Here is a 24,957-nt window from a genome sequence, read left to right as displayed (position 1 = left end):
ACCCGCGCCGGCGGAACACGACGGGGGCGGGGCGCAGACCGTGCGCCCCGCCCCCGTCGTCACGCCCTCGAAGGCGCCGTCACCACCGCCGTCAGGAGCTCAGCCGCTGGACCGCCGCCGCCACCCGCTCGTCGGTGGCGGTGAACGCCACCCGCACGAACCGGTCGCCGGCCGGGCCGTAGAAGTCGCCGGGCGCCACCAGGATGCCCAGCTCGGCCAGCTCCGCCACGCTCTCCCAGCACGGCCGGCCCTGGGTCGCCCACAGGTACAGGCTCGCCTCGGAGTGCTCGATCCGGAAGCCGTACGCCTCCAGCGCCGCCCGCAGCGCCGAGCGGCGGGCCGCGTAGCGCTCCCGCTGCTCGGCCACGTGCGCGTCGTCCGCCAGGGCCGCGGCGGTGGCCGCCTGCACCGGGGCCGGCACGATCATGCCGCCGTGCTTGCGGACCTCCAGCAGTTCCCGCACGACGACCGGGTCACCCGCCACGAAGGACGCCCGGTAGCCGGCCAGGTTGGACCGCTTGGACAGCGAGTGGACCGCCAGCAGTCCCTCGTGGTCGTCCCCGCAGACCTCCGGGTGCAGCACCGACACCGGGTCGGCCTCCCAGCCGAGCTCCAGGTAGCACTCGTCGCTGACCAGCAGCACCCGGTGCTCGCGCGCCCACTCCACCGCGCGGCGCAGTTCGGCGGCGGGCAGCACCCGGCCGGTCGGGTTGGACGGCGAGTTCAGCCAGAGCAGCCGGACCCGGGAGCCGTCCAGCTCGTCGACGGAGTCGTACTCCACCGGTTCGGCCCCGCACAGCCTGGCCCCGACCTCGTAGGTCGGGTAGGCGAGACGCGGGTACGCCACCTGGTCGCCGGGGCCGAGCCCGAGCTGGCCGGGCAGCCAGGCCACCAGCTCCTTGGAGCCGATGGTCGGCAGGACGGCCTGCGGGCCGATCCGGGCGCCGAGCCGCCGGCCCAGCCAGCCGGCGATCGCCTCGCGCAGCTCCACCGGGCCCCAGACGGTCGGGTAGCCCGGGGTGTCCGTGGCGGCGGCCAGCGCCTTCTGGATCACCTCGGGCACCGGGTCCACCGGGGTGCCCACGGAGAAGTCGCAGAGCCCGCCGGGGTGGGCCAGCGCGGTCTTCTTGTACGGCTCCAGCTTGTCCCAGGGGAAGACCGGCAGGAGGTCGGATACGCGGCGCGCCGCCCCCGGGTGACCCGGGAGCGGCGCGCGCTTGCTGTTCTCGTTGCTCACAGCTGTGCTGCCACCGTTCAGTGGTCGGCGTTCTGCGGAGGCAGAGCGGCGATGAACGGGTGGTCGGAGTCGATCACGCCGAGCTTCGAGGCACCACCGGGCGAGCCGAGGTCGTCGAAGAACTCGACGTTCGCCTTGTAGTAGTCCTTCCACTCCTCCGGAGTGTCGTCCTCGTAGAAGATCGCCTCGACCGGGCAGACCGGTTCGCACGCGCCACAGTCGACACACTCATCCGGGTGGATGTAAAGAGAGCGCTTGCCCTCGTAGATGCAGTCAACCGGGCACTCTTCGATGCACGCCTTGTCCTTGACGTCGACACAAGGCTGCGCGATGACGTAGGTCACGCTGTCGTTCCTCCTCGGAAGGGCTGCCGCCCTACTGTTTACTCGGTCGCGCGGGTGAGCGCGGCGTCGTCGATGCCCGCACCTAGTATCGCGGGTCAGGGACCACAAATGCACAGGAGGTGCCCTTGAGGACTGGTGGAATCCCGGACACCGGCCGTCCGGAGGTCCGGATAGACCGTTCTGACGTGGGTCTACGGGTGTCCGTCCGCCGGATGTCGGAGCCGGTTGACGGGCGCCCGGTGTTCCGCGATGTGATCGGGGTGCTCGAATCCTGGACCGATCGTGAACTGACCGTGGTTCCGCGCCGCGGCGCGCCGGTCACCTTCCCGGCGGACCTGCTGGTCGCGGGCAAGACGGTGCCGCTCTTCCCCGCCCGCCGCGCTCCCCTGCCGGCCGCCACGCCGGTCGAGCTCCAGCGGATCGCCGCGGCCGGCTGGCCCGCCGTCGAGCAGGAACCGCTCGGCGAATGGACCCTGCGCGCCTCGGCCGGCTTCACCCGCCGGGCCAACTCCGTGCAGGCTCTCGGCGACCCCGGGCTGCCGCTGCCGGCCGCGCTGGACGCCGTCCGGGACTGGTACGCCGCCCGCGGCCTGCCCGCCCACGTCGAGGTGCTCACCCCCGGCTCACCGCCCGCGCTGGCGGCCGAACTCGACCGGGCCGGCGCCACCCTGGCACCCACCCAGGTCCGGGTCGCCCCGCTCGCGCCGCTCGCCCGCACGGTCCGGGACCCGCAGGCCGTCCGGCTCTCCAGGACGGCGGACGCGGCCTGGATGTCGCTCTACCGGCGGGTGACCGCGGACCCCGAGGTCGAGCGCGCCGCCCGCCAGGTGATCCACGGCGGTCCCTCGGTGTGGTTCGCCACCGTCCCCGCCCCCGAGGCCGGCGCGCCGCCGCTGGCCATCGGACGCCTCGCCGTCGACGGCGACTGGGCCTGCTTCAGCGCGGTCGAGGTCGCCCCCGCCGCCCGCCGCCGCGGCCTGGCCACCACGGTGATGGGCGTGCTCGCCGCCCGCGCCGCCGAGGAGGGCGCGACCGGCGGCTACCTGCAGGTCGAGGCCGAGAACGACACCGCCCTGGCGCTCTACGACCGGCTGGGCTTCACGACCAGTCACACTTACCACTACGCCCGCCTCTCCCCGCGGTAGCGCCCGCACCGCACGTACCGCCCGCACCGCACGCACCTCACGTACCGCCCGCCCCGCACGTACCGCCCGCCCCGCCCCTCCCGTACCGATGAAGGCTGCTGTGACCGAGCAGAGCAGATCCCGCTTCCGTACCGCGGCCAGGGCCGAGCACCCCGACCCGGTGCTGCTCTGCCTCCTGGCCGCCGCCGAGCACACCCTGGGCGACCTCGGCCGCCCGGAGGGTCCGGACGAACCGCCGACCCTGGACACCCTGCTCTCGGCCTGCCACGCGGCCCTGGACCGGCACGCCGCCGCGATCCGGCACGCCGTCGAGGAACGCACGCCCGGCGGGCCGGCGGAGACCGCCGCGCTGCTGGCGGCCGTCCTCGGCGGACGCGAGCGGTTCCACGGACGGCAGGCGGACTACCGGCGGCTGGAGTCCTCGCTCCTGCCGGACGTGCTGCGCCGCCGGCGCGGGCTGCCGATCACGCTCTCGCTGGTCTGGTGCGCGGTCGCCGACCGGGCCGGGCTGACCGTGCACGGCATCGCGCTGCCCGGGCACTTCATCGTCGCCGTCGGCGGCCCGGAGGCCGGCGAGGATTTCGTCCTGGCCGACCCCTTCCACGGCGGCCGGCTGCTGGACCTGCAGGACGCGGCCCGGCTGGTGCACGCCACCGGTCAGCGCTTCAGCCCCGACATGCTCTCCCCCGCACAGCCGTTGGACATCGTGCTGCGCGTCCTGGCGAACATCCGCAGCTGGGCGGCCGACCGGCCCGAACACGGCCGCACCCAGCTGTGGGCCACCGAACTCGCCCTGCTGCTCCCCCGCCACCCCGCCCAGCTCCGCCTGGAACGGGCCGAACTCCTCGTCCGCACCGGGGACTTCCTGGCCGGAGCGGCCGAGATGGACTCCTACGCCGAGATCCTGGACGCCTTCGACCCGGAGGCGGCGCAACGGGTCCGCCAGGAGGCCAAGGCGGCCCGGCACCGGCTGAACTGACCGGCCGTCAGAGCCAGCCCTTCTCCCGGGCCAGCCGGACGGCCTCCGCGCGGTTGCGCGCCCCGGTCTTCTGGATCGCCATCGACAGGTAGTTGCGCACGGTGCCCTCCGACAGGTGCAGCCGGCGCGCGACGTCCGCGTTGACCGACCCGTCGGCGGCCGCCGCCAGGACGTCCCGCTCGCGGCCGGTCAGCGGATTGGCCCCCTCGGCCAGCGCCGCCGCGGCCAGCGTCGGGTCGATCACCCGCTCCCCGCGCAGCACCCGGCGGACCGCGTCGGCCAGTTCGGCGGCCGGCGCGTCCTTGACCAGGAAGGCGTCCGCCCCCGACTCCATCGCCCGGCGCAGGTACCCGGGCCGGCCGAAGGTGGTGGCGATCACCACCTTGGTCTGCGGCCGGGCCCGGCGCAGCTCGGCGGCCGCCTCGATCCCGGTCATCCCGGGCATCTCGATGTCCAGCACGGCGACCTCGACGTCGTGCGCCACGGCCGCGGCCACCACCTCGTCGCCGCGCGCCACCTGCGCGACCACGTCGATGTCCCCTTCGAGGCCGAGCAGCGCGGCGAGCGCCTCCCGGACCATCCCCTGATCCTCCGCCAGCAGAACTCTGATCACTCGCGCAGACTATCGGCCGCCCCCACCGGCACGGTCCGCAACGGCACCAACGCCCGCATCCGGAAGCCCTTCCCGCGCGGCCCGGCGCCGCTCTCCAGCCGGCCGCCGACCAGCGCCAGCCGCTCCGAGAGGCCCGAAAGGCCGTTCCCCGGGCCGGACTTGCCCGGCCCCCGGCCGTCGTCGGCGACCTCCAGCACGGCGTAGCGCTCGCCCTCGCCCTCCCACACCTCGTCCAGCGTGACGGTGCACAGGGTGGCCCCCACGCCGTGCCGGACGATGTTGGTGACGGCCTCCCGCAGCGCCCAGGCGAGCGCGCCGGCCTCCTCGGCGCCGAGTCCGGGACGGTCCTGCGCCACCGCCCGGTCCACCTCGAGGCCGACCTGCGCGGTCGCCAGCGCCGTCCGGGCCGCGGCCAGTTCGACCGGCAGGGTGGGCCGCCGGAACCCGCTGACCGCCTCCCGTACGTCGATCAGCGACTGCCGGGCGACCTTCTCGATGTCGGCGACCTGGGCCCGCGCCTCGGGCTGCTTGTCCTGGTCCAGGAAGCGGCCGGCCAGCTCGCTCTTGATGGTGATCAGCGAGAGCGAGTGGCCGAGCAGGTCGTGCAGGTCACGGGCGAGCCGCAGCCGTTCCTCGGAGGCGGCCAGGTGGGCCACGGTGGCCCGGGCCTCGCGCAGTTCGCGCATGGTGGAGATCAGCCGCTGGAGGCCGGTCATCGCGAGGCCGCTGAGGAAGCACGGCAGCAGGATCGCGACCAGGGTGTCGCTCTCGGCCCGCACCAGCAGCGCGATCGCCAGCGTGAGCAGCGTGATCGCGATCACCCCGCGGATCCCCAGCCCGGGCGGCAGCACGGTGGCCACGCAGACCGAGGTGTAGGTGAACAGCGTCAGCCACGACTCGCCGAGGGTGAAGGAGGTGACGATCGCGATCACCAGCATCCCTGCCACCGCGACGTACTTCCCGTACCAGCCGTCGGGCCTGGTCGAGCGGATCGCCACCAGCGAGAGGTAGGCGGCGACGAAGACCGCCAGGGCCACCGAGCCGGCCGCCACGGCCGCGGTGCCGTGCCCGCCCCCGGTCAGGTCCTTCACCGGGTAGACGAGGTAGATCATCCACAGCGACATCCAGCTGAGCTTGACCACCAGTTGCCGCCGGTTCTCCACCGGCGCGCCCGGTACCGTCCCGAACGTGCCGGGCTCCCGCCCCTCCTCCCCCTGCTCGGAGGGGCGGCGGGACGGGAGCGGGTTCGGCATGGTGGCCATCATGCCGTCCTGCTGTCCTTGCGGTACAGGTACGCCGCGGCGGCCACGAACACGGCGAGGAACCCGGCCAGCCCGGCCACCGCACCGGTGTTCAGCGACTGCCCGGGCTGCACGAAGGAGGCCAGCTCGTTGTAGAGGTACACCGGGTTGAACCGGGCGAAGGCCTTCAGCGAGTCGGAGACCGGGAACCAGGTGCCGCCGAACAGCGCCATCAGCATGTAGACGATCATCACCACGGGCTGCACCGCGTCCGGCTCGGCCGCGTAGCCGAGGGCCACGCCGAGCGCGGCGAAGACGAAGCTGCCCAGCCACAGCGCCAGGGCCAGACCGAGCCACTGCGCGGCGGACAGCGAGACCCCCTCGATCGCGCCGATCGCGAAGACCACGGCGATCGCGGGCAGCGTGGTGACGGCGCAGGAGGCGATCTTGCCCAGGGTGTACGCCCGGCCGGGCAGCGCGGTCAGCCGCAGCTGGCGGACCCAGCCGCTCCTGCGCTCCAGCGAGATCCGCTGCGCGGAGCCGGTGAGCACCGCGCCGACCGCGCCGAAGGTGGCCATCGAGACCATGAAGTAGCTCTTCGCGCTCACCCCGCCGGCCACCGTGCCGCCGCTGTAGGCGCTGATGAAGAAGACGTAGAGCAGCCCCGGGTAGAGCAGGGTGAACATCAGGTACCGCTTGTTGCGCAGGGTGCGCATGATCTCCAGCTGGATCAGGGTGGTCATCGCGCGCTCTCCTCGGCGGTGTCGGTGTCCCTGGCGTCCTTCTCGCCTGTGATGGTCAGGAAGGCCTGCTCCAGGCCCAGCCCGGTGACCTCCAGTCCGCGCGGGTACAGCCCGGCCCGGTAGAGGCCGGCGACGCCCGCGTCGGCGTCCGTGGTGCGGATCCGCACCGTCCGCACGCCGCCGGCCGGCCCGGTCACGTCCAGGCCGACGGTGCCCGGCAGTGCGCGCAGCACGGACTCCTCGAACGGGCCGTCCGCGGGGTGCAGTTCGAAGCCGATCCGGCGGGCGCCGGCCTTGGCCTTGATCTCGGCGGAGGTGCCGTCGGCGATCAGCCGGCCCTTGTGCAGCACCAGCACCCGGTCGGCGATCGAGTCCGCCTCCTCCAGGTAGTGGGTGGCGAACAGCACCGTGCGGCCGGCCTCGGCCTGGGCCCGCATGGTGGCCCAGAAGGCCTGCCGGACGGAGACGTCCATCCCGGTGGTCGGCTCGTCCAGCACGATCAGGTCGTTGGCGCCGGCGATCGCCAGCGCGAACCGCACCCGCTGTTCCTGGCCGCCGGAGAGCCTGTCGACCCTGCGGTCGGCGAGCTCGGTGATGCCCGCGTCGCTCAGCACCTGCTCGGCCCGGTGGCCGCGCGGGTGGACGGCGCAGGCGAACCTGACCAGTTCGCGGACCTTGACGTCGTTCATCAGGCCGCCGCTCTGCAGCATCGCGCCGACCCGGCCGGCCTCGATCGCGGCCCTGGGGCCGGCGCCGAACAGCGAGACGCTGCCGTGGTCGGGCTCGCGCAGGCCGAGCAGCAGGTCCAGGGTGCTGGACTTGCCCGCGCCGTTGGGGCCGAGCAGCGCCACCGTCTCACCGGGCCGCAGGACCAGGTCGAGTCCGCTGACGGCGCTGACCCGGCCGTAGCTCTTGCTGACGTTGCGGAACGCGGCGACCTCGCCCTCGCGTGTCCGTGTCACCGTACTCATCCGTTCCCCGGTCCTCTCCGAATCGGCCGCGGTTCGGCCTGACTCCTCAAGGCTCCTCGGGGCCGGGATCGCGGGGCAGTGTGCACCGTCGTGTCCTCGGCATGACGGATGTCATGCCGACGGCCGGGCCCGGATGTCCGGGCCCGGCCGTCGGCAGGTGCCTCAGCCGGCCAGCGACTGCTTCAGGAAGTCCACCTGGAGCAGCAGCAGGTTCTCCGCGACCTGCTCCTGCGGCGTCATGTGGGTGACCCCGGAGAGCGGCAGCACGGTGTGCCGGCGCCCGGCGGCCAGCAGCGCGGAGGAGAGCCGCAGGGTGTGCGCGGCGACCACGTTGTCGTCGGCCAGCCCGTGGACGATCATCAGCGGCCGCTCCAGCTTCGGCGCGTCCTCGATCAGCGAGTTGGCCCGGTACACCTCCGGCCGGTCCTCGGGGTGGCCGAGGTAGCGCTCGGTGTAGTGGGTGTCGTAGAGCTGCCAGTCCGTCACCGGCGCCCCGGAGACGGCCGCGTGGAACACGTCGGGGCGGCGCAGCACCGCGAGCGCGGCCAGGTAGCCGCCGTACGACCAGCCGCGGATCGCCACCCGGCCGAGGTCCAGCGGGAACTCCTCGGCCAGCGCCCGGAGGGCGTCGACCTGGTCGTCCAGGGTGACCCCGGCGACGTCGAAGGCGATCGCCTTCTCCCAGGCGGGGCTGCGGCCGGGGGTGCCGCGCCCGTCCGCCACGATCACGGCGAAGCCCTGGTCGGCGAACCACTGCGAGGTGAGGTGCGGGTTGTGCGCCCGGACCACCCGCTGGCCGTGCGGCCCGCCGTACGGGTCCATCAGGACGGGCAGCGGCCCGTCCCGCTCGGCGTCGTACCCGGTGGGCAGGAAGACCGCGGACGGGATCCGCCGCTCGCCGGCGAACCGGAACAGCGGGCGGGCGGTGAGCAGCGGGGCCTCGGCGTACGAGGCGATGGTGGCGAGCACCTTGTCCTCGCGCAGCACCCGGACGGTGGCGCCGGGCCGCTCGGTCGAGCTGGTGGCGAGCACGGTGACGCCGCCCGCGTGGACGGCGGAGGCCGCGCCGTCGCCGTCGCCGTCGGACGCGAACGGCCGGACGCCGTCCGCGTCGGCCCGGAACAGGCCCTGCCAGCCGGGCGGCAGCTGCCGGTCGGCGTCCCCGGCGGAGGCGCTGAACAGCACGGCCTCGTCGGTGACCGCGACGACCGAGCGGACGTGCAGCGCGGCGTCGGTGACCGTCCGGTCGCCGACCGCCAGGGCCCGCACGCCGCCCTCGTCGGTGATCCGGACCAGCCGCCCGTCCGGGGTCCAGGCCGGCACGCCGGGGAAGAGGTCGTGCCAGACGGCGTCCTGCTCGGCCAGCAGCAGCTGGGTGGCGCCGGTGACCGGGTCCACGGTGCGGATCTGCTGGCTGCGCTGGTCGCGGGCCTGGACCAGGAGCAGCGGCGGGCCGCCGGCCGACCAGTGCACCCGGGCCAGGTACGGGAAGGCCTCGCGGTCCCAGCCGACCTCGGTGCGCCCGCCGGCCAGGTCGATCAGCCAGAGGCCGACCTCGGCGTTGGGGGTGCCGGCCGCGGGATAGGCGATCTCGGCGGGGAGGCTGCCCGGGTTGGCCGGGTCGGCGATCCACCAGCGCTGCACGGGCGCGTCGTCGGCCCGGGCGGCGAGCAGCCGGTCGCTGTCGGGGGACCACCAGAAGCCGCGGTCGCGGTCCATCTCCTCCTGGGCGATGAACTCGGCCTGTCCCCAGGTCACGCCCGCCCGCTCCGGAGTGGCCAGGGCCAGGTCGGCGCTGCCGTCGGTCCGGGTGATCCGCAGCTCGCCGGAGGTGGTGGCGTAGGCGACGTGTGCGCCGTCGGGCGACGGGCGGGGGTCGACCAGCGGGCCGGCGGCGGGCAGCTCCCGCGCCGTCCCGGCGTCGAGGTCGGCCGCGAAGAGCCGTCCGGACAGGGCGAAGGCGGCGAGCGTCGCCGCACCGTCCAGGGCGTAGCCGACGATCCCGGCCGAGCCCTCGCGGCTGCGCTCGCGGCGGGCCTTCTCGGCCGCCGAGAGGTGTTCCTCGCCGCCGCCGAGCAGCACGGCCGGGTCGGCGGCGATCCGCTCCTCCCCGGTGGCGGTGTCCACCGTCCAGAGCAGGTTGGCCCGGCCGGAGCCGGGGCCGGAACGGAGGAAGGCGACCCGGGAGCCGTCGGGTGCGACGGCGAAGGAACGGGGCGCTCCGACGGTGAAGCGCAGGGTGCGCGCGTACTGCCGGGGGAAGGTGTCCGCGGAGTTGTCGGTGGTCATGGCACCAGACCCTATGCGGTGGGGTCCTGTTGATCACTCGTTCGGAGCAGCCCGCGCAATCCGGCCGTGCGGGCCCCGGGCCCCGGTGCCAGCGGGCCGGGCGCCGTCCCGGGCCCCTCGCGCCGCACGCGGCCGGCTCACCGCACGTGATGCGGTGGTCACCGATCGGGTATGTGTTGTCCCATCGATGCGGAGCCGGACCGTCCCGTTCCTCCCGGCCCCGGGTCGACCGCACGTCCCCGCAGGTCCGACCGCCGCCCCTCCCGAGAGCGGCACACCCGAGAAGGGGTGTGAGCCGTCATGGCTTTGTCCATCTCCGCCGCCGTCCTGATGCTGGTCGTCGTGGTGCTGCTGATCCGCAGATCCGGCCTCAAGCTGCCGCACGCGATCATCTGCGCGCTGCTCGGCTTCTATCTCGCGTCCAGCTCGATCGCGCCGTCGATCCAGCAGGTGACCAGCAATGTCGCAGGGATGATCAATGGCCTGAAACTCTGACCCCGCCCCGCTCGGTAGGCTGCCGGTCATGACCGCTGCCGACGACCAGCCGCCCCGACGCCTGCTTCTGGTGCACGCCCATCCGGACGACGAGTCGATCGTCTCGGGCGCCGCCATGGCGCGCTACGCCGCCGAGGGTGCCCAGGTCACGCTGGTGACCTGCACCCTCGGTGAGGGCGGCGAGGTGATCTTGCCCGAGCTGGCCCATCTGACGGCCGATCGGGACGGCACCCTCGGCGAGTACCGGATCGGCGAGCTGACCGCCGCGATGCGCGAGCTCGGTGTCGCCGACTTCCGCTTCCTCGGCGGGCCGGGCCGCTACCGCGACTCCGGGATGATGGGCGTGCCCGACAACGACGTGGCCGGCTGCTTCTGGCAGGCCGAGGTCGACGAGGCGGCGGCCCACCTGGTCGCGGTGGTCCGCGAGGTGCGGCCGCAGGTACTGGTCACCTACGACGAGAACGGCGGCTACGGGCACCCGGACCACATCCAGGCGCACCGGGTCGCGCTGCGCGCGTACGAGCTGGCGGCCGAGCCGGGGTTCCGGCCGGAGCTCGGCGGGGCCTGGCGGATCGCCAAGGTCTACTACGCCCGGATGCCGCGCTCGGTGATCGAGCGGGGGCTGCGGGAGACCGCGGCCGAGGCGGGCTTCCCCGGCGTCGCGCAGGTCTCCGACGTCCCCGGCGTGGTGGACGACGAGGTGGTCACCACGGTGCTGGACGGTACGGCGTACGCGGGCGCGAAGGCCGCCGCGATGCGGGCGCACGCGACCCAGATCACGGTGACCGGCCGGTCCTTCGCCCTCAGCAACGACCTCGGCCAACCGCTGGTGGCGACCGAGTACTACCAGCTGGTGCACGGCAAGGCCGGCCCGGAGCAGCCGGAGACCGACCTGTTCGCCGGCCTCGACCTGGAGGAGCAGCGGTGATCAGGCGTCTGGTTCGGAGTCTGCTGGGCAGCCGCGAGCAGCGGCTGGCCGAGCCCCTGCCGTCACGCGGGGCCCGGGTGACCGGCTATGTGGCGCTGTTCGTGCTGGGCGGCCTGGTCTCACTGTGCGGAGCCTTTGTGCAGGCATTGTGGGCGCCGGCCGGTCTGCTGCTGGCGCTGGCCGCGACGCTCGCGGTGTTCTACGGCGGCCTGCGGCTGACCGGGACGAAGCTCGGCGCGGGCATCCCGCTGGCCGGGTGGTTCGCGATGCTGCTGGTGCTGATGACCCCGCGGCCGGAGGGGGATCTGGTCATCTCCACGGCGGTGACCTCCTACCTCTACCTGTTTCTCGGGTCGGTCGGCGGTGTGGTCTGCGCGACCCTGCCGACCCGGTCGGGCGTCGGCTTCCTGGCGCTGCCGCCCGATCGGCAACGGGCAGTCAGCCGGCCCCGCCCGTAGTCTCATACCGGAGGATTCGGACGTATCGGGTTCTATCCGATCCGGGTCGCCCGGCACCGCTTCCCAGTAAGGTGGTGCCGCAGCAGTCGGCCCCGGCGGCCTCGGAAGCAGGGCGGGAAGGTACCTTCGACCTCACTCCCGCGGTAGCCGAGCGCCACCGCCGCAGCCAACACGTGAACAAGCTGGTGTCGGAGGGGTCGCTCCGCTCCCTCGCGCGGCGGCAGTCGCCGTTGGGCAGGGCGGACACCCCACAACCCGCGGTCGGCGCCCCAGGCGCGAGCGCGAACCCGGAGCAGAGCAGCATTGAGCAGCCGCGAATCTGACAGCGCGAACCCGCAGCCCCGGCAGGGGGGCACCCCCGGCCGCAGGCGGGGGGAGGGCCCGGACGCCTACCCGTCCGGCACCCCGCCGTACGGCACGGGTGTGCCCGGCGGCTTCGGTGCCGACCCCTTCGGCCAGGCCGGGCAGCCGGCCCCGGCGCCCGAGGGGCCGGACAGCGACCTCCCCAAGACCGAGACCACGCTGACCACCCGGGTGCGGATCAACATCCCCGGGTCCCGGCCGATCCCGCCCGTGGTGGTGCGCTCTCCCGTGAAGAACGAGGACGCCCCCGCCGAGCCGCCCGCGGGCGGCTCCGGTCAGCCGCAGGGCCCCCGGCACCGCTCGGACAGCGCCGCCTCCCCGGTCCTCGGGGTGATGGACGCGGGAGCGCGGGCCGCCGCCCCGCCGAACCTGCCGCCGGAGTGGCAGGACGGCCGCCGGGCCGGTGCTCCCGCCCCGGCCCCCGCCGCCGCCAGCGAGGCCGAGTCGACCGGCGAGTGGTTCAAGCCGCGCCAGAAGGGCCGTCAGGACACGGCCGCCCCGGTCCCGGCCGGCGCGGGCGCCACCGCTCAGGCCGCGCCCCAGAGCGGCCCGCGGCAGGCGCCGCCCCCCGCTCCCCGGCCGACCGGTGCGCCGGCCTCGCCCTTCGCGGCGGCCCGGCCCGGCCCGGCCCCCGAGGACCCGTTCGGCTCGGGCCCGGCGCCGTCCGCGCCGTTCGGCAACGACCCCTACGGCAACGACCCGTTCGCGACCGCGCCGGCTCCGGCGCCGCAGGCTCCCGCCCGCGGGCCGCAGCACGACCCGTTCGGCACCGGCCCGGGCAACGCCGGCCCCCGGCGGTCGGCGGCCACCGAGGAGCCGGAGGACACCCAGATCGGCGGCTTCGAGCCGATCCGGGACGACGCGCCGCCCGTGGGCATATCCGGCCTCCCGGCGAACGGCATGTTCGGCGCCGCCCGCCCGGCGGCCCCGGCCGACCCGTTCGCACCGGCCGGCCCGGCCGACCCGTTCGCGCCGGCCGACCCGTTCGCCGCACCCGATCCGTTCTCGGCGCCGCAGCGTCCCCAGCAGCCCGGGCGGCCGGCGGCCGGCCGGCCCGGTGAGGGGCAGTCGCCGAACGGCCGCTTCGCCGACGTGCCGTACGAGCCGGCGAAGCCGTTCCCGGGCTCGCCCCGGGCCGTGACGCCGCCGGGCGCAGGCCAGGCGACCCCCCAGAACCCCGCTCAGAGCGCGGCCCAGAACCCCGCCGCGACGCCGCCCGACCCGAAGTCCGAGGCCGAACGCCCGCAGGCCGCCCCGCCGAAGGCCGCCAAGTCCCGCGGCCGCGGCTCCAAGCTCGTCGTGTACGCGGTGGGCGGGCTCCTGTTCGCCGGCGCCGCGGCGTACGGCACCGGGCTGATGATGAACCAGTCGGACATCCCCGAGGGCACCACGGTCCTCGGCACCGACATCGGCGGCGACACCCGCGACCAGGCGGTGAGCGCCCTGGACTCGGCGCTCGGGACCACCGCCCAGCGGCCGGTGCAGCTGAAGGTCGGCGGGCAGGCCGTCGAGCTCGATCCGGTCAGTTCCGGGCTGAGCTTCGACAGCACCGCCACGGTGGACGCGCTCACCAAGCACAGCTACAACCCCGTCGAGGTGATCGGCTCGCTGGCCGGCGGCAGCAAGGCCGTCGTACCGGAGGTGAAGGTCGACCGGGCGAAGCTCAAGGCGGCGCTGGACGCCCTCGCTTCCAAGTCCGGGCAGGGGCTGCAGGAGGGCTTCGTCCGGTTCACCGAGGCCGGGCAGCCCGAGGTGGTGCCGGGCAAGGCCGGGCAGACCCTGAACGCCGCCGGAGCGGTGGACAAGGTCGAGCAGGCCTTCCGCAACCGGGCCGCCGGACGGCCGGACGGCGAGGTCGCGCTGGAGCTGACGGACGCCCAGCCGAAGACCGGTCAGGAGGCCTTGCAGGCGGCCGCCGACGGCCTCGGCAAGCAGGTGGCCGCAGGGCCGGTCACGGTGCTGGTCGGGGCGAAGAAGTTCGAGTTCGGCAAGGTGACGGCGGCGAAGGTGCTGACGCTGGCGCCGGACGAGTCCGGCAAGATCGTGCCCAGGTGGGACCTGGACAAGCTGAACGCCGCGATGAGCAGCACCATCGGCAACACCAAGATTCGCAAGAACGGCGCCCTGGTGACCATCACGGCGCAGGACGTCGCGGACGCCATCGCCGGCGGTTTCGACAAAACGGGCAGGGACCGTACGTTCAAGTTCAACGTCTGACACACTGTCACATCGCCTGCGGGGCCGGGGCCGGGACTACCCGGTCCCGGCCTTCGCGCATCCGGTGCCATGGATTCCGACCGACTGCGTCCGGTTATCGGACACGTGGGCGTTAATTCAGGCCATGTTTACGCGTTCCGGCGATGGATGCCGTTCAACGGTCAATCAAGCCGCCCACCAGCGGTCATTCGCTGGCGAATCCTCGCCATTGGCGGTATATAACCGGACATACGCGCCCAAGTGTCGCACGCCAGCGGAACCGTACGTTCCGGGGCGGTGCAGACCTGGAAAACCCCTTGTGGCCTGCGGGTCATGCCGAAGAACCCATGGTCAAAACCGGTCTCCGCCTCAAGGATTGGATCCGGCGTTACCAATCTTTGATCCGACGCCAGTCGACAAGTCTTCACCAGGTCAGCAAGATGTGGCAGCGAGCCGTTCCACAGCGGCGACCGACTTTCTGACCAAACGTCCGACATTCGAGACGCCCCAAGGCACTCTGTGCAGCGGCCGCCATCCTCACGGATCGCGCAGACGGGGCCTTGTTCCGTCGGTGAGCGCGGGTCCGCACGAGGGAGAGAACCACCTTGGGTCGCTATATGCTGCGCAAGCTGGCCAATTATCTGATTCTGGTCACGCTTGCTGCATCTCTCTCCTATTTCATCGCCGGCCTCAGCCTGCACCCGCAGGCGAACTACGAGGGCCGGAACCCGCCGCTGGCGAAGAGCACCATCAGCAAGACGCTCGACGACGTCAACATGAACCCCGACACGCCGATCGTCAGCCGCTTCGCCACCTGGGCGAACGGGGTGGCCCACGGCGACCTCGGCAAGAGCATCGACGGTTCGCCCGTCAACGACGAGGTGGGCCGCCGGATCGGCGTCTCGACCCGCCTGCTCCTGCTGGCGACCCTGATCGGCTCGGTCGGCGGCGTCGCCCTCGGCACGCTGGGCGCGATCAAGCAGTACAAGTTCTTCGACCGGGCCTCGACCCTGGCGTCGTTCTTCATCCTGGCGATGCCGACCTTCGTACTCGGCCTGTTCCTCAAGCTGCTCACGATGAAGTTCCTGGGTGCGGGCACCATCCACTTCACCGGCGAGACCGATCCCGAGTTCGCCGGGCGCTGGGACTTCGCCGCGCTGGGCAACCGGGCCGAGCACATGCTGCTGCCCGGCCTGACCCTGATCCTCATTCAGATCGCCCTCTACAGCCGCTACCAGCGCAGCACGATGCTCGACGTGCTCGGCAGCGACTTCCTGCGGACCGCCCGGGCCAAGGGCCTGAAGCGGCGCGCGGCGCTGGTCAAGCACGGTCTGCGGACCGCGATCCTGCCGGTCGTCCCGCTGCTGGTCTTCAACATCGTGCTGCTGTTCGTGGGTGCCACCTTCACCGAGAAGACCTTCGGGTGGCACGGCATGGGTGAACTGCTGATCAACTCGATCACCCGTAACGACGTGAACTCGACCGCCGCGGTCGCCCTGTTCACCGCGGTCCTGGTCCTGATCGCCGGTCTGCTGTCCGACCTGCTCTACGCGGCGCTCGATCCTCGGGTTCGGGTGCGCTGACGCACCGTCCCCCCGACCGAGCACCGAAACACCCGTAGAGGAGAGAGCAATGAGCGCCAACCAGCCCGCCCCGTCGAACACCTCCGCCGCCGGCGGCGAAGCGGTCACCGCCCTGGCCACCGCCACGGCCGGTGTCCCGCCGCAGTCGAAGGCCGCCAAGCCCGCCGCCAAGCGGACCAGCCGCGGCCGGCTGACCCTCCGCCGCTTCACCCGCAACCGGCTGGCCCTGGTCGGGGTCGGCATCATCGTCCTGCTGTTCCTCGCCGCTTACGTCGGCCCGATGTTCAGCAAGTACGACTACAAGTTCCACGACTACATGGCCTTCACCCAGCCGCCCAGCGCGGACCACTGGTGGGGTACCAACCAGGGCGGCCAGGACCTGTTCGCGCTGACCATGCGCGGTCTGCAGAAGTCCCTGGTGATCGGTCTGCTGGTCGGCGTCATCAGCACCCTCGTCGCCGCCGTCGTGGGCGCCTTCGCCGCCTACTACGGCAGCTGGATGGACAAGACCCTGACCTGGGGCGTCGACCTGCTGCTGGTGCTGCCCAGCTTCCTGATCATCGCGGTGCTCTCCCCACTGTTCCGCAACACCAGCTGGCTGATCTTCGTCGTCCTGCTGGCGGCCTTCAGCTGGATGATCACCGCCCGGGTGGTCCGCAGCATGACGATGACGCTCAAGGACCGCGAGTTCGTCAAGGCCGCCAAGTACATGGGCGTGCCCGGCCCGGTGATCATCTTCCGGCACATCCTGCCGAACATGGCCTCGCTGCTGATCATCGACACCGTGATCCAGATCGGCGCGGCGGTCATCGGCGAGAGCGGCCTGTCCTTCTTCGGCTTCGGCGTCCAGGCCCCGGACGTCTCGCTCGGCACGATCATCGCCGAGAACACCACCAACGCCCCGACCTTCCAGTGGCTGTTCTACTTCCCGGCCGGCTGCCTGGTGCTGATCGGTGTCGCCGTCTCCTTCATCGGTGACGGTCTGCGCGACGCCTTCGACCCGAACTCCTCGGGCGCCAAGTCCAAGGGCAAGCGCACCAAGGTGATCAACCAGCTCCTCACCAACAAGGTCGACCCGAGCCCGAGCAACGCCACCGACGTGCTGACCGCCTCATGACCGCCGCGACCACCCCTTCGCAGCCCGCGGCCAGCAGCCCCCGTACCAAGGAAGGACTCCGACCGGTGACCGACACCCGGCTGGACAAGTCTCAGCCCGTTCTCGAAGTGACGGACCTTCACGTCTCCTTCCCCAGCGAGGCCGGCGAGGTGCGCGCGGTGCGCGGTGTCTCGTACGCCGTCCGCCCGGGCGAGGTGCTCGGCATCGTGGGTGAGTCCGGCTCCGGCAAGTCGGTCTCCTCGATGGCGGTGCTGGGCCTGCTGCCCGAGAGCGCCGAGGTCTCCGGCTCGATCAAGCTGAACGGCCGCGAGCTGCTCGGCCTCTCCGACAACGAGCTGTCGAAGATCCGCGGCAAGGACATCGGCATGGTCTTCCAGGACCCGCTGTCCGCGCTCACCCCGGTCTACTCGATCGGCACCCAGATCATCGAGGCGCTGCGGATCCACCAGGACATGACCAAGGAGCAGGCCCGCACCCGGGCGATCGAACTGCTCGACGTGGTCGGCATCCCGGACCCGAGGCGCCGGGTGGACAACTTCCCGCACGAGTTCTCCGGCGGTATGCGCCAGCGCGCGATGATCGCCATGACGATCGCCAACGACCCCAAGGTGATCATCGCCGACGAGCCGACCACCGCCCTGGACGTCACCATCCAGGCGCAGGTCCTCGAGGTGCTGAAGAAGGCTCAGGACGTCACCGGCGCCGCCATCGTGATGATCACTCACGACCTCGGCGTGATCGCCGGCTTCGCCGACCGCGTCCAGGTGATGTACGCCGGCAAGCCGGTCGAGTCCGGCGCGGTCGACGAGGTGTACTACGCCCCGCGGATGCCGTACACCATCGGCCTGCTGGGCTCGATCCCCCGGCTGGACAACACCGAGCGCAGGGCGCTCACCCCGATCGAGGGCACCCCGCCGTCGATGGTCGAGCTGCCGCAGGGCTGCCCCTTCGCCGCCCGCTGCCCGATCGCGATCGAGCGCTGCCGCGAGGTCGAGCCGATGCTCTCGATCAAGGAGGGCAACACCCACCCGACCGCCTGCCACCGCAGCCACGAGCTGGCCGGTTCGCTCGACCCGGCCACCATCTACCCGGTGCCGGAGATCCCGGCGCCGGTCGCGGCGGCGCGGCTGCCGCGCGAGGAGCGCCCGAAGGTCCTCGAACTCGACGGGCTGACCAAGCACTTCCCGCTTACCCAGGGCGCCGTGATCAAGCGCAAGGTCGGCGTGGTCAAGGCGGTGGACGGCATCACGCTGGACATCCGCGAGGGCGAGACGCTCGGCCTGGTCGGCGAGTCCGGCTGCGGCAAGACCACCACCCTGCTGGAGATCCTGGACCTGCCCAGCGGCCAGGCCGGCACCGTCACGGTGTTCGGCAAGGACGTCCGGGGCCTCGGCCGCGCCGACCGCAAGTCGCTGCGCCGGGACATGCAGATCGTCTTCCAGGACCCGATGGCGGCGCTGGACGCCCGGATGCCGATCGGCGACATCCTGGCCGAGCCGCTCAAGACCCACGGCTGGGCCAAGGACCGGATCGCCGCCCGGGTGCCCGAGCTGCTGGAGATGGTCGGCCTCAACCCCGACCACGCCGACCGCTACCCGCAGGAGTTCTCCGGCGGCCAGCGCCAGCGCATCTCGATCGCCCGCGCGCTCGCCCTGGAGCCCAAGCTGGTCATCCTGGACGAGCCGGTCTCGGCCCTGGACGTCTCCATCCAGGCCGGCGTGCTCAACCTGCTCGACGAGCTCAAGGCCAAGCTCGGCCTGAGCTACCTCTTCGTCGCCCACGACCTCTCGGTGGTCCGGCACATCGCCGACCGGATCGCCGTGATGTACCTGGGCCGGATCGTCGAGCTCGGTGACTCCGAGTCGATCTTCGACGCGCCGTCCCACCCCTACACCCAGGCCCTGCTGTCCGCCGTACCGCTCCCGGACCCGCGCCGGGAGCGCGAGCGGACCAGGATCCTGCTCACCGGTGACCTGCCCAGCCCGGCCAACGTGCCGAGCGGATGCCGGTTCCGCAACCGCTGCCCGAAGTACCTGACCCTCTCCGAGGGCGAGCAGCAGCGCTGCCGCGACGAGGACCCCGCGAACAGCAGCCTGGCCACGGACCACGTGGCCGCCTGCCACTACGCGGCCGCCCTCGAAGTGATCTGACCCCCACGAGCTGCGCCGCTTGACAGGCGCTTCCCGCCCCACCGCACGGCCGCATTGCCAACCCTCCAGCACCATCCGCTCCGGCGGCCCCGCTGGGCTTTACTCACCCGTTCCGTTACCACAGGGGGAATTCCCTTGAAGCACACCCGGATCCCGGTCGCGCTGGTCGCCACCATCGCCGCCGCCTCGCTCTCCCTCACGGCCTGCTCCAGCAGCAAGTCGGGTGGCGGGGACGCCGCTCCCGCCAAGTCCGAGGCCCCGAAGATGACCCAGCGGGCCATCAACGAGAAGGACCGCGCGGACCTGAAGCAGGGCGGCACCCTCAACTGGGCGATCGACCAGCTCTCCTCGCAGTGGAGCCCGCTGGAGGCCGACGGCAACGAGGTCTCCACGACGGATGTCATGAAGGCGCTCATGCCGACCTTCTGGCGTTCCGACGCCGGTGGCGTCCAGACCGTGAACAAGGACTACCTGCTCGACGCCAAGGCGGAGACCAAGGACGGCAAGCAGGTCGTCACCTGGACCCTCAACCCGAAGGCGAAGTGGTCCGACGGCGCCGCGATCACCTGGAAGGACATCGAGGCCAACTGGAAGGCCCAGAACGGCAGCAACCCCGACTTCAAGGCCACCTCGACCACCGGTTTCGACCAGGTCGAGAGCGTCGTCAAGGGTGCTGACGACTACCAGGCGGTCATGACCTTCAAGGCTCCGTTCTCGGAGTGGCAGGCGCTGTTCAACAACGCCGCCAACGCGCCGCTCTTCCCGGCCAGCCAGGTCGCCACCCCGGAGCTGTTCAACACGGCCTACGCGGACAAGATCCCGGTCACCGCCGGTCCGTTCAAGCTGGACAAGATCGACCAGACCGCGAAGACCGTCACCGTGGTGGCCGACCCCAACTGGTGGGGCCAGAAGCCGCTGCTGGAGAAGATCGTCTACAAGGCCATGGACACCAACACCATGCCGCAGGCGTTCCAGAACGGTGAGATCGACTTCTACAACAACGGCCCGGACGCCTCCGGCTTCAAGCAGATCCAGGCGACCCCGGACGGCGAGGTCCGCGAGGCCGGCGGCCCGAACTTCCGCCACTTCATGCTCAACGGCAAGTCCCCGATGCTGACCGACGCCAAGGTCCGTCAGGCCATCTTCAAGGCGATCGACCGCGAGACCATCGCCAAGTCGGACCTGAACGGTCTCGGCTGGCCGGCCGCGGCGATGAACAACCACTTCCTGGTGCCGAACCAGAACGGTTACAAGGACAACTCGGACGGTCTGAGCAAGTTCGACCCCGAGGCTGCCAAGAAGATGCTGGACGAGGCGGGCTGGAAGCTCGAGGGCGACGTCCGCAAGAAGGACGGCAAGGAGCTCGCGCTCAAGTTCGTCATCCCGGCGGGCGTGACCGTGGCCACCAACGAGGGCTCGATGCTCACCCAGATGCTGCAGCAGGTCGGCATCAAGGTGACCATCTTCACCGCCCCGTCGAACGAGTTCTTCGACAAGTACATCTACAAGTTCGACTTCGACATGACCGCCTTCTCGCTCATCGGCACCCCGTTCCCGGCCAGCTCCTCGACCGGTAACTTCAAGAGCGACGGCGCCTCCAACTACAGCCAGGTCGGCAGCCCCGAGCTGGACAAGGCGATGGAGGACGCCGGCAAGGCCCAGACCACCGACGCCGCGACCGCCGCGATCAACAAGGCCGACGCGGAGGCCTGGAAGGTCGCCGCCCTGGTCACCCTGTACCAGCGTCCCGCGATCTACGGTGTGAAGAAGAACGTCGCCAACCTCGGCGCCCCGGGCCTCTCGGACTACATCTACGAGAACATCGGCTTCACCAAGTGACACCTGCTCGGCACTGATCCACCGATCGGTACCTGACGGGGCGGGCCCCGGGGAGACCTCCCCGGCGCCCGCCCCGTCCGCCGTTCCGAGAGGCCCGCGCCGCCGCCTTCCTCCCGAGGCCTGCGCGCCGGGCCCACAGGCCGCCCAGCACGCCGAAAGGGCGGGCCCCGGGGAAGTGTTCCCCGGGGCCCGCCCTCCGTGCGTCTCAGGCGGCCGCTCAGGCCGCCGTCGGCTGCCGCACCTCGGCGAAGTGGCAGGCCGAGTCGTGCGCGGCCGGGCCGCTCAGCACCTGCGGGACGGCGAGCAGCGGCGCCTCGGTCGCGCAGCGCTCCTCGGCCTTCCAGCACCGGGTGCGGAACCGGCACCCGGAGGGCGGGTTGGCCGGCGAGGGCACGTCGCCCACCAGCACGATCCGGTCCCGGGACTCGCGGCCGGTCGGGTCGGGCACCGGCACCGCGGACAGCAGTGCCTGGGTGTACGGGTGGGTGGCGTGCTCGTAGATCTGCTCCTCGGTGCCGATCTCGACCATCTTGCCCAGGTACATCACGCCGACCCGGTCGGAGATGTGCCGGACGATGGAGAGGTCGTGCGCGATGAACATGTACGACAGGTCGAACTCGGTCTGCAGCTGGTCCAGCAGGTTGATCACCTGCGCCTGCACCGACACGTCGAGCGCGGAGACCGGCTCGTCGCAGATGATGATCTCCGGCTTGAGCGCGAGGCCGCGGGCGATGCCGATGCGCTGGCGCTGCCCGCCGGAGAACTGGTGCGGGTACCGGTTGATGTACTCCGGGTTCAGACCCACCACGTCCAGCAGGTCCTGGACGGCCTTGCGGCGGTCGCCCTTGGGCGCCACCTCCGGATGGATCTCGTACGGCTCACCGATGATGTCGCCGACCGTCATCCGCGGGTTGAGCGAGGTGTACGGGTCCTGGAACACCATCTGGATGTTGCGGCGCACGGCCCGCAGCGCACGGCCGCTCAGCCGGCTGATGTCCTCGCCCTTGAACAGCACCTCGCCGGCGGTGGCCCGCTCCAGGTTCATCAGCACCTTGGCCAGCGTCGACTTGCCGCAGCCCGACTCGCCGACGATGCCCAGCGTCTCGCCCTTGTGCAGGGTGAGGGTCACGCCGTCGACCGCCTGCACCGCGCCGATCTTCCGCTTGAAGAGGATCCCCTGGGTCAGCGGGAAGTGCTTGACCAGGTTCCGGACCTCCAGAATGGGCTCAGCCACGGAGGGTCTCCTTCCAGAAGTGGCAGGCGCTGCGGCGGCCCGCGAGCTCGCCGCCGTCCTCGTCCAGTACGGGCTGCAGCAGCGGCCGGTCGCTCCGGCAGAGGTCGGTGGCCTGCTCGCAGCGCGGGTTGAAGGAGCAGCCCGTCGGCAGGTGCAGCAGGCTCGGGGGCAGGCCCTGGATGGCGTACAGGTCCTGGCCCTTCTGGTCCAGCCGCGGGATGGAGCGGAGCAGGCCCTTGGTGTAGGGGTGCGCCGGGTTGCCGTAGAGCTCGTGGACGGGGGCGGTCTCGACGATCCGGCCGGCGTACATCACGGCGATCTTGTCCGCGACGTCGGCGACCACGCCGAGGTCGTGGGTGATCAGGATCAGGCCCATCCGGTACTCGGCCTGCAGCTCGGCGAGCAGGTCCATCACCTGCGCCTGGACGGTGACGTCCAGCGCGGTGGTGGGCTCGTCCGCGATGATCAGGTCGGGTCCCAGGGCCAGCGCCATCGCGATCATGATGCGCTGACGCATACCGCCGGAGAACTGGTGCGGGTAGTCGGTGACCCGCTGCCTGGCGGCCGGGATCCGCACCCGGTCCATCAGCTCCACGGCCTTGGCCAGGGAGTCCTTCTTGGACATCCCCTCGTGCACCCGGAAGACCTCACCGAGCTGCCAGCCCACCGAGAAGACGGGGTTGAGCGCCGACAGCGCGTCCTGGAAGATCATCGCGATCTTCCGGCCGCGGATCGACCGGCGCCGTTCCTCCGGCATGGTGAGCAGGTCCTCACCCTTGTAGAGCACCCGGCCGCCGCTGATCCGGCCGGGCGGGGTGTCCAGGATGCCCATGATCGCCTGTGCGGTCACCGACTTGCCCGATCCGGACTCGCCCAGCACCGCCAGGGTCTCCCCCGCGCCGACGCTGTAGCTGACGCCGTTCACCGCCCGGGCGATGCCGTCCCGGGTCACGAACTCGACCTGCAGGTCGTCGACCTGGAGCAGGGCCGGCTCGGCGCCGTCCTGCCGCAGTTCCACGGCCGGGCCGTCCTGTACTGCCTTGTCCATCGCTTTGCCGCTCCCGCTCCGCGTCGCGTCCGTGCTCGTCATGTCGCTCACCGCAGCTTCGGGTCGAGAGCGTCGCGGACCCCGTCGCCGACGAAGATGAAGCCCAGCGAGGTGAGCACCACCGCGAGCGAGGGCAGGGTCCACATGTAGTCGTACACGCCGATGAAGCCCCGGCCCGAGGCGAGCATGTTGCCCCACTCGGGGACCTCGGGGCTGACGCCCACACCGAGGTAGGACAGCGCGGCCTCGGCGACCACCGCGAGTCCGACGTTGAAGGTGCCGAAGATGATCACCGGCGCGATCGAGTTGGGCAGGATGTGCCGCATGATCACCCGCAGGTGCCCGGCGCCCAGCGCGCGGGCCGCGTGCACGTAGTCCATCTCCCGGGCGGACAGCACCGAACTGCGCAGCAGGCGCGCGACGGTGGCCCATCCGAAGATCGCCAGTGACAGCACCACCGGCCAGACGCCGCGCCCGGTGACGGTGATGATGATGATCGAGCCGATCAGCAGCGGGAAGGCGAAGAAGACGTCCGCGGTCCGCATCACCAGCGTGTCGTAGAACCGGCCGAAGTAGCCGGCTATCGCGCCCAGCACGATGCCGATCACCAGGGTCAGGATGATCGACACCAGACCCACGAAGACCGCGATCCGGGCCCCGTAGATGACCCGGGACAGCTGGTCGCGGCCGAGGATGTCGGTGCCGAACAGGTGCTCGGCGGTGGGCTGCTGGAGGGTGTTCATGAGGTTCTGCTTGAGCGGGTCGTACGGTGCGATCCAGGGGGCGAAGGCCGCGGTGACCAGCAGGCCCACCACCAGCACCAGCCCGACCAGGGCGAGCCGGTTGGCGGCGAAGCGGTGCCAGATCTCCTGCCACTCCTTGACCACCTTGACGGCCGGCTCGGCGCCCTCGGTGGAGCCGCGCTGCGCGGGAACGTCCTTCTTCAGCTCGGCGGTTGTTGTCTCGTCAGTCATGTTGGCGCCCTCAGCTCAGCCTGATGCGGGGGTCGAGCATCGCGTACAGCAGGTCCACCAGCAGGTTGAGCAGCACGAAGATCGCCACCGTCCAGGTGGCCACCGCCACCACGATCGGGTTGTTCTGCTGCTGGATCGCGGTGGACATCGCCATGCCGACGCCGTCCCAGTTGAAGATGGTCTCGGTGATGATCGCGCCGCCCATCAGGCCGCCGAACGAGATGCCGATGTACGTGACCACCGGGATCACCGAGTTGCGCATCACGTGCTTGAGCAGCACCTGCCGCTTGGGGACGCCCTTGGCGATCGCCGTCTTGACGTAGTCGGCCCGCAGGACCTCCAGCATGGTGCCGCGCATCAGCCGGGCGACCAGGGCCGCGTCGATGATGGCCAGCGTCACGGAGGGCAGGATCAGCTGGACGGGATCGCTCGGATCACCGATCACCGGCACCCATTTGAGCTGCACGGCGAAGAGGTTGAGCATCAGCATGCCGATCACGAAGGTCGGGAACCCGACCAGCAGGGTGGTGACCAGCGTGACGACGGTGTCCAGGAACGAGTACCGCTTGAGCGCCGCGAGCGTTCCGACGGCCGCGCCCAGCAGGACGTCGATGGCCATCGCGGCGACCGCGAGCTTGGAGGTGTTGACCAGCTTGGGCATCAGGATCTCGGAGACCTGACGGCGCTGGGTGTAGTCCTCGCCCATGTCGCCCTGGACCAGCTTGCCCACGTACGTGCCGTACTGGACGATCAGCGGCTTGTCGAGCCCGTACTGCTCACGCAGCTGCTTGACCACGGCGGGGTCGCGGGCGCGCTCGCTGCCGCCCAGCGATCCGACCGGGTCCCCGGGGATGACGAACAGGCAGGCGAACAGGATCAGCGTCGCGCCGAGCAGCACGAACACCATCTGGCCGAGCCTTCGCAGGAGATATCTGCCCATGGAATTGCCTCTCTGTGTGGTTGCGGCAGATAGGCGTCGCCCACCCCTGCGCTCCGCCGGGTCGGGCGGG

The 24,957-nt window shown here is 71.7% G+C and carries 21 protein-coding genes; 10 read left to right on the top strand and 11 right to left on the bottom strand.

What is annotated here, in order from left to right:
• Window positions 1-91 precede the first annotated feature (91 nt).
• Window positions 92-1,237 carry a succinyldiaminopimelate transaminase gene (gene dapC / locus OG871_RS23260; RefSeq protein WP_371498916.1) on the bottom strand — a complete coding sequence of 382 codons (1,146 nt, stop codon included), beginning with the start codon at window positions 1,235-1,237 and terminating at the stop codon, window positions 92-94.
• Window positions 1,238-1,254: 17 nt separating this feature from the next.
• Window positions 1,255-1,581 carry a ferredoxin gene (gene fdxA, locus OG871_RS23255; RefSeq protein WP_345282199.1) on the bottom strand — a complete coding sequence of 109 codons (327 nt, stop codon included), beginning with the start codon at window positions 1,579-1,581 and terminating at the stop codon, window positions 1,255-1,257.
• A gap of 212 nt (window positions 1,582-1,793) precedes the next feature.
• Here fdxA and OG871_RS23250 point away from each other — a divergent pair, with 212 nt between their 5' ends.
• Window positions 1,794-2,726: a GNAT family N-acetyltransferase gene (locus OG871_RS23250; RefSeq protein WP_371498915.1), complete on the top strand. Its 933-nt coding sequence runs from the start codon at window positions 1,794-1,796 to the stop codon at window positions 2,724-2,726.
• Between the two features lie 100 nt (window positions 2,727-2,826).
• Window positions 2,827-3,705: a transglutaminase family protein gene (locus tag OG871_RS23245; protein ID WP_371498914.1), complete on the top strand. Its 879-nt coding sequence runs from the start codon at window positions 2,827-2,829 to the stop codon at window positions 3,703-3,705.
• A gap of 7 nt (window positions 3,706-3,712) precedes the next feature.
• Here OG871_RS23245 and OG871_RS23240 read toward each other — a convergent pair whose 3' ends face one another.
• The 5 genes from OG871_RS23240 to OG871_RS23220 form a co-directional block, all read right to left on the bottom strand.
• On the bottom strand, window positions 3,713-4,285 hold the full coding sequence (locus OG871_RS23240) for a DNA-binding response regulator (protein WP_371503394.1): 573 nt from the start codon (window positions 4,283-4,285) through the stop codon (window positions 3,713-3,715).
• 29 nt (window positions 4,286-4,314) lie between these two features.
• The gene (locus tag OG871_RS23235) at window positions 4,315-5,571 is read right to left on the bottom strand and encodes a sensor histidine kinase (RefSeq protein ID WP_371498913.1); all 1,257 of its coding nucleotides are present in this window, start codon (window positions 5,569-5,571) and stop codon (window positions 4,315-4,317) included.
• An 8-nt stretch (window positions 5,572-5,579) separates the two neighbouring features.
• Window positions 5,580-6,302, bottom strand: coding sequence for an ABC transporter permease (locus tag OG871_RS23230; RefSeq protein WP_371498912.1), 723 nt, complete (start codon window positions 6,300-6,302; stop codon window positions 5,580-5,582).
• On the bottom strand, window positions 6,299-7,273 hold the full coding sequence (locus OG871_RS23225) for an ABC transporter ATP-binding protein (RefSeq protein WP_371498911.1): 975 nt from the start codon (window positions 7,271-7,273) through the stop codon (window positions 6,299-6,301). The genes OG871_RS23230 and OG871_RS23225 overlap by 4 nt, the downstream gene beginning before the upstream one ends.
• Window positions 7,274-7,435: 162 nt before the next feature.
• Entirely contained in the window at window positions 7,436-9,562 is a 2,127-nt protein-coding gene (locus tag OG871_RS23220) for an alpha/beta fold hydrolase (protein WP_371498910.1), read from the bottom strand.
• A 300-nt stretch (window positions 9,563-9,862) separates the two neighbouring features.
• Between OG871_RS23220 and OG871_RS23215 the strand changes: the two genes are divergently transcribed.
• The 8 genes from OG871_RS23215 (at window position 9,863) to OG871_RS23180 (ending at window position 20,691) form a co-directional block, all read left to right on the top strand.
• Window positions 9,863-10,057 carry a DUF2304 domain-containing protein gene (locus OG871_RS23215; protein ID WP_371498909.1) on the top strand — a complete coding sequence of 65 codons (195 nt, stop codon included), beginning with the start codon at window positions 9,863-9,865 and terminating at the stop codon, window positions 10,055-10,057.
• Between the two features lie 28 nt (window positions 10,058-10,085).
• Entirely contained in the window at window positions 10,086-10,985 is a 900-nt protein-coding gene (mshB, locus tag OG871_RS23210; protein ID WP_371498908.1) for an N-acetyl-1-D-myo-inositol-2-amino-2-deoxy-alpha-D-glucopyranoside deacetylase, read from the top strand.
• Window positions 10,982-11,443: a DUF6113 family protein gene (locus OG871_RS23205; RefSeq protein WP_371498907.1), complete on the top strand. Its 462-nt coding sequence runs from the start codon at window positions 10,982-10,984 to the stop codon at window positions 11,441-11,443. The genes mshB and OG871_RS23205 overlap by 4 nt, the downstream gene beginning before the upstream one ends.
• 303 nt (window positions 11,444-11,746) lie before the next feature.
• Window positions 11,747-14,023, top strand: coding sequence for a hypothetical protein (locus OG871_RS23200; protein WP_371498906.1), 2,277 nt, complete (start codon window positions 11,747-11,749; stop codon window positions 14,021-14,023).
• 584 nt (window positions 14,024-14,607) lie between these two features.
• Window positions 14,608-15,585 (top strand): ABC transporter permease, encoded by a 978-nt coding sequence (locus tag OG871_RS23195; RefSeq protein WP_371498905.1) that lies wholly within the window; start codon window positions 14,608-14,610, stop codon window positions 15,583-15,585.
• A 49-nt stretch (window positions 15,586-15,634) separates the two neighbouring features.
• A complete protein-coding gene (locus OG871_RS23190) occupies window positions 15,635-16,702 on the top strand; it encodes an ABC transporter permease (RefSeq protein WP_371498904.1) in 1,068 nt (355 codons plus the stop codon).
• 65 nt (window positions 16,703-16,767) lie between these two features.
• The gene (locus tag OG871_RS23185; protein WP_371498903.1) at window positions 16,768-18,852 is read left to right on the top strand and encodes a dipeptide ABC transporter ATP-binding protein; all 2,085 of its coding nucleotides are present in this window, start codon (window positions 16,768-16,770) and stop codon (window positions 18,850-18,852) included.
• A gap of 135 nt (window positions 18,853-18,987) precedes the next feature.
• Window positions 18,988-20,691 carry an ABC transporter family substrate-binding protein gene (locus OG871_RS23180; RefSeq protein ID WP_371498902.1) on the top strand — a complete coding sequence of 568 codons (1,704 nt, stop codon included), beginning with the start codon at window positions 18,988-18,990 and terminating at the stop codon, window positions 20,689-20,691.
• A gap of 217 nt (window positions 20,692-20,908) precedes the next feature.
• Here OG871_RS23180 and OG871_RS23175 read toward each other — a convergent pair whose 3' ends face one another.
• Genes OG871_RS23175 through OG871_RS23160 form a run of 4 tightly spaced genes read right to left on the bottom strand, consistent with a single transcriptional unit; the run spans window position 20,909 to window position 24,887 of the window.
• Window positions 20,909-21,925 carry an ABC transporter ATP-binding protein gene (locus tag OG871_RS23175; RefSeq protein WP_371498901.1) on the bottom strand — a complete coding sequence of 339 codons (1,017 nt, stop codon included), beginning with the start codon at window positions 21,923-21,925 and terminating at the stop codon, window positions 20,909-20,911.
• On the bottom strand, window positions 21,918-22,973 hold the full coding sequence (locus OG871_RS23170) for an ABC transporter ATP-binding protein (protein WP_371498900.1): 1,056 nt from the start codon (window positions 22,971-22,973) through the stop codon (window positions 21,918-21,920). The genes OG871_RS23175 and OG871_RS23170 overlap by 8 nt, the downstream gene beginning before the upstream one ends.
• 47 nt (window positions 22,974-23,020) lie before the next feature.
• The gene (locus tag OG871_RS23165; RefSeq protein WP_371498899.1) at window positions 23,021-23,947 is read right to left on the bottom strand and encodes an ABC transporter permease; all 927 of its coding nucleotides are present in this window, start codon (window positions 23,945-23,947) and stop codon (window positions 23,021-23,023) included.
• 10 nt (window positions 23,948-23,957) lie between these two features.
• Window positions 23,958-24,887 carry an ABC transporter permease gene (locus tag OG871_RS23160; RefSeq protein ID WP_371498898.1) on the bottom strand — a complete coding sequence of 310 codons (930 nt, stop codon included), beginning with the start codon at window positions 24,885-24,887 and terminating at the stop codon, window positions 23,958-23,960.
• Between the last annotated feature and the right edge of the window lie 70 nt (window positions 24,888-24,957).

The organism is Kitasatospora sp. NBC_00374 (assembly GCF_041434935.1).
Taxonomy (GTDB): Bacteria; Actinomycetota; Actinomycetes; order Streptomycetales; family Streptomycetaceae; genus Kitasatospora.
This window is presented reverse-complemented; position numbering and strand designations above follow the sequence as displayed.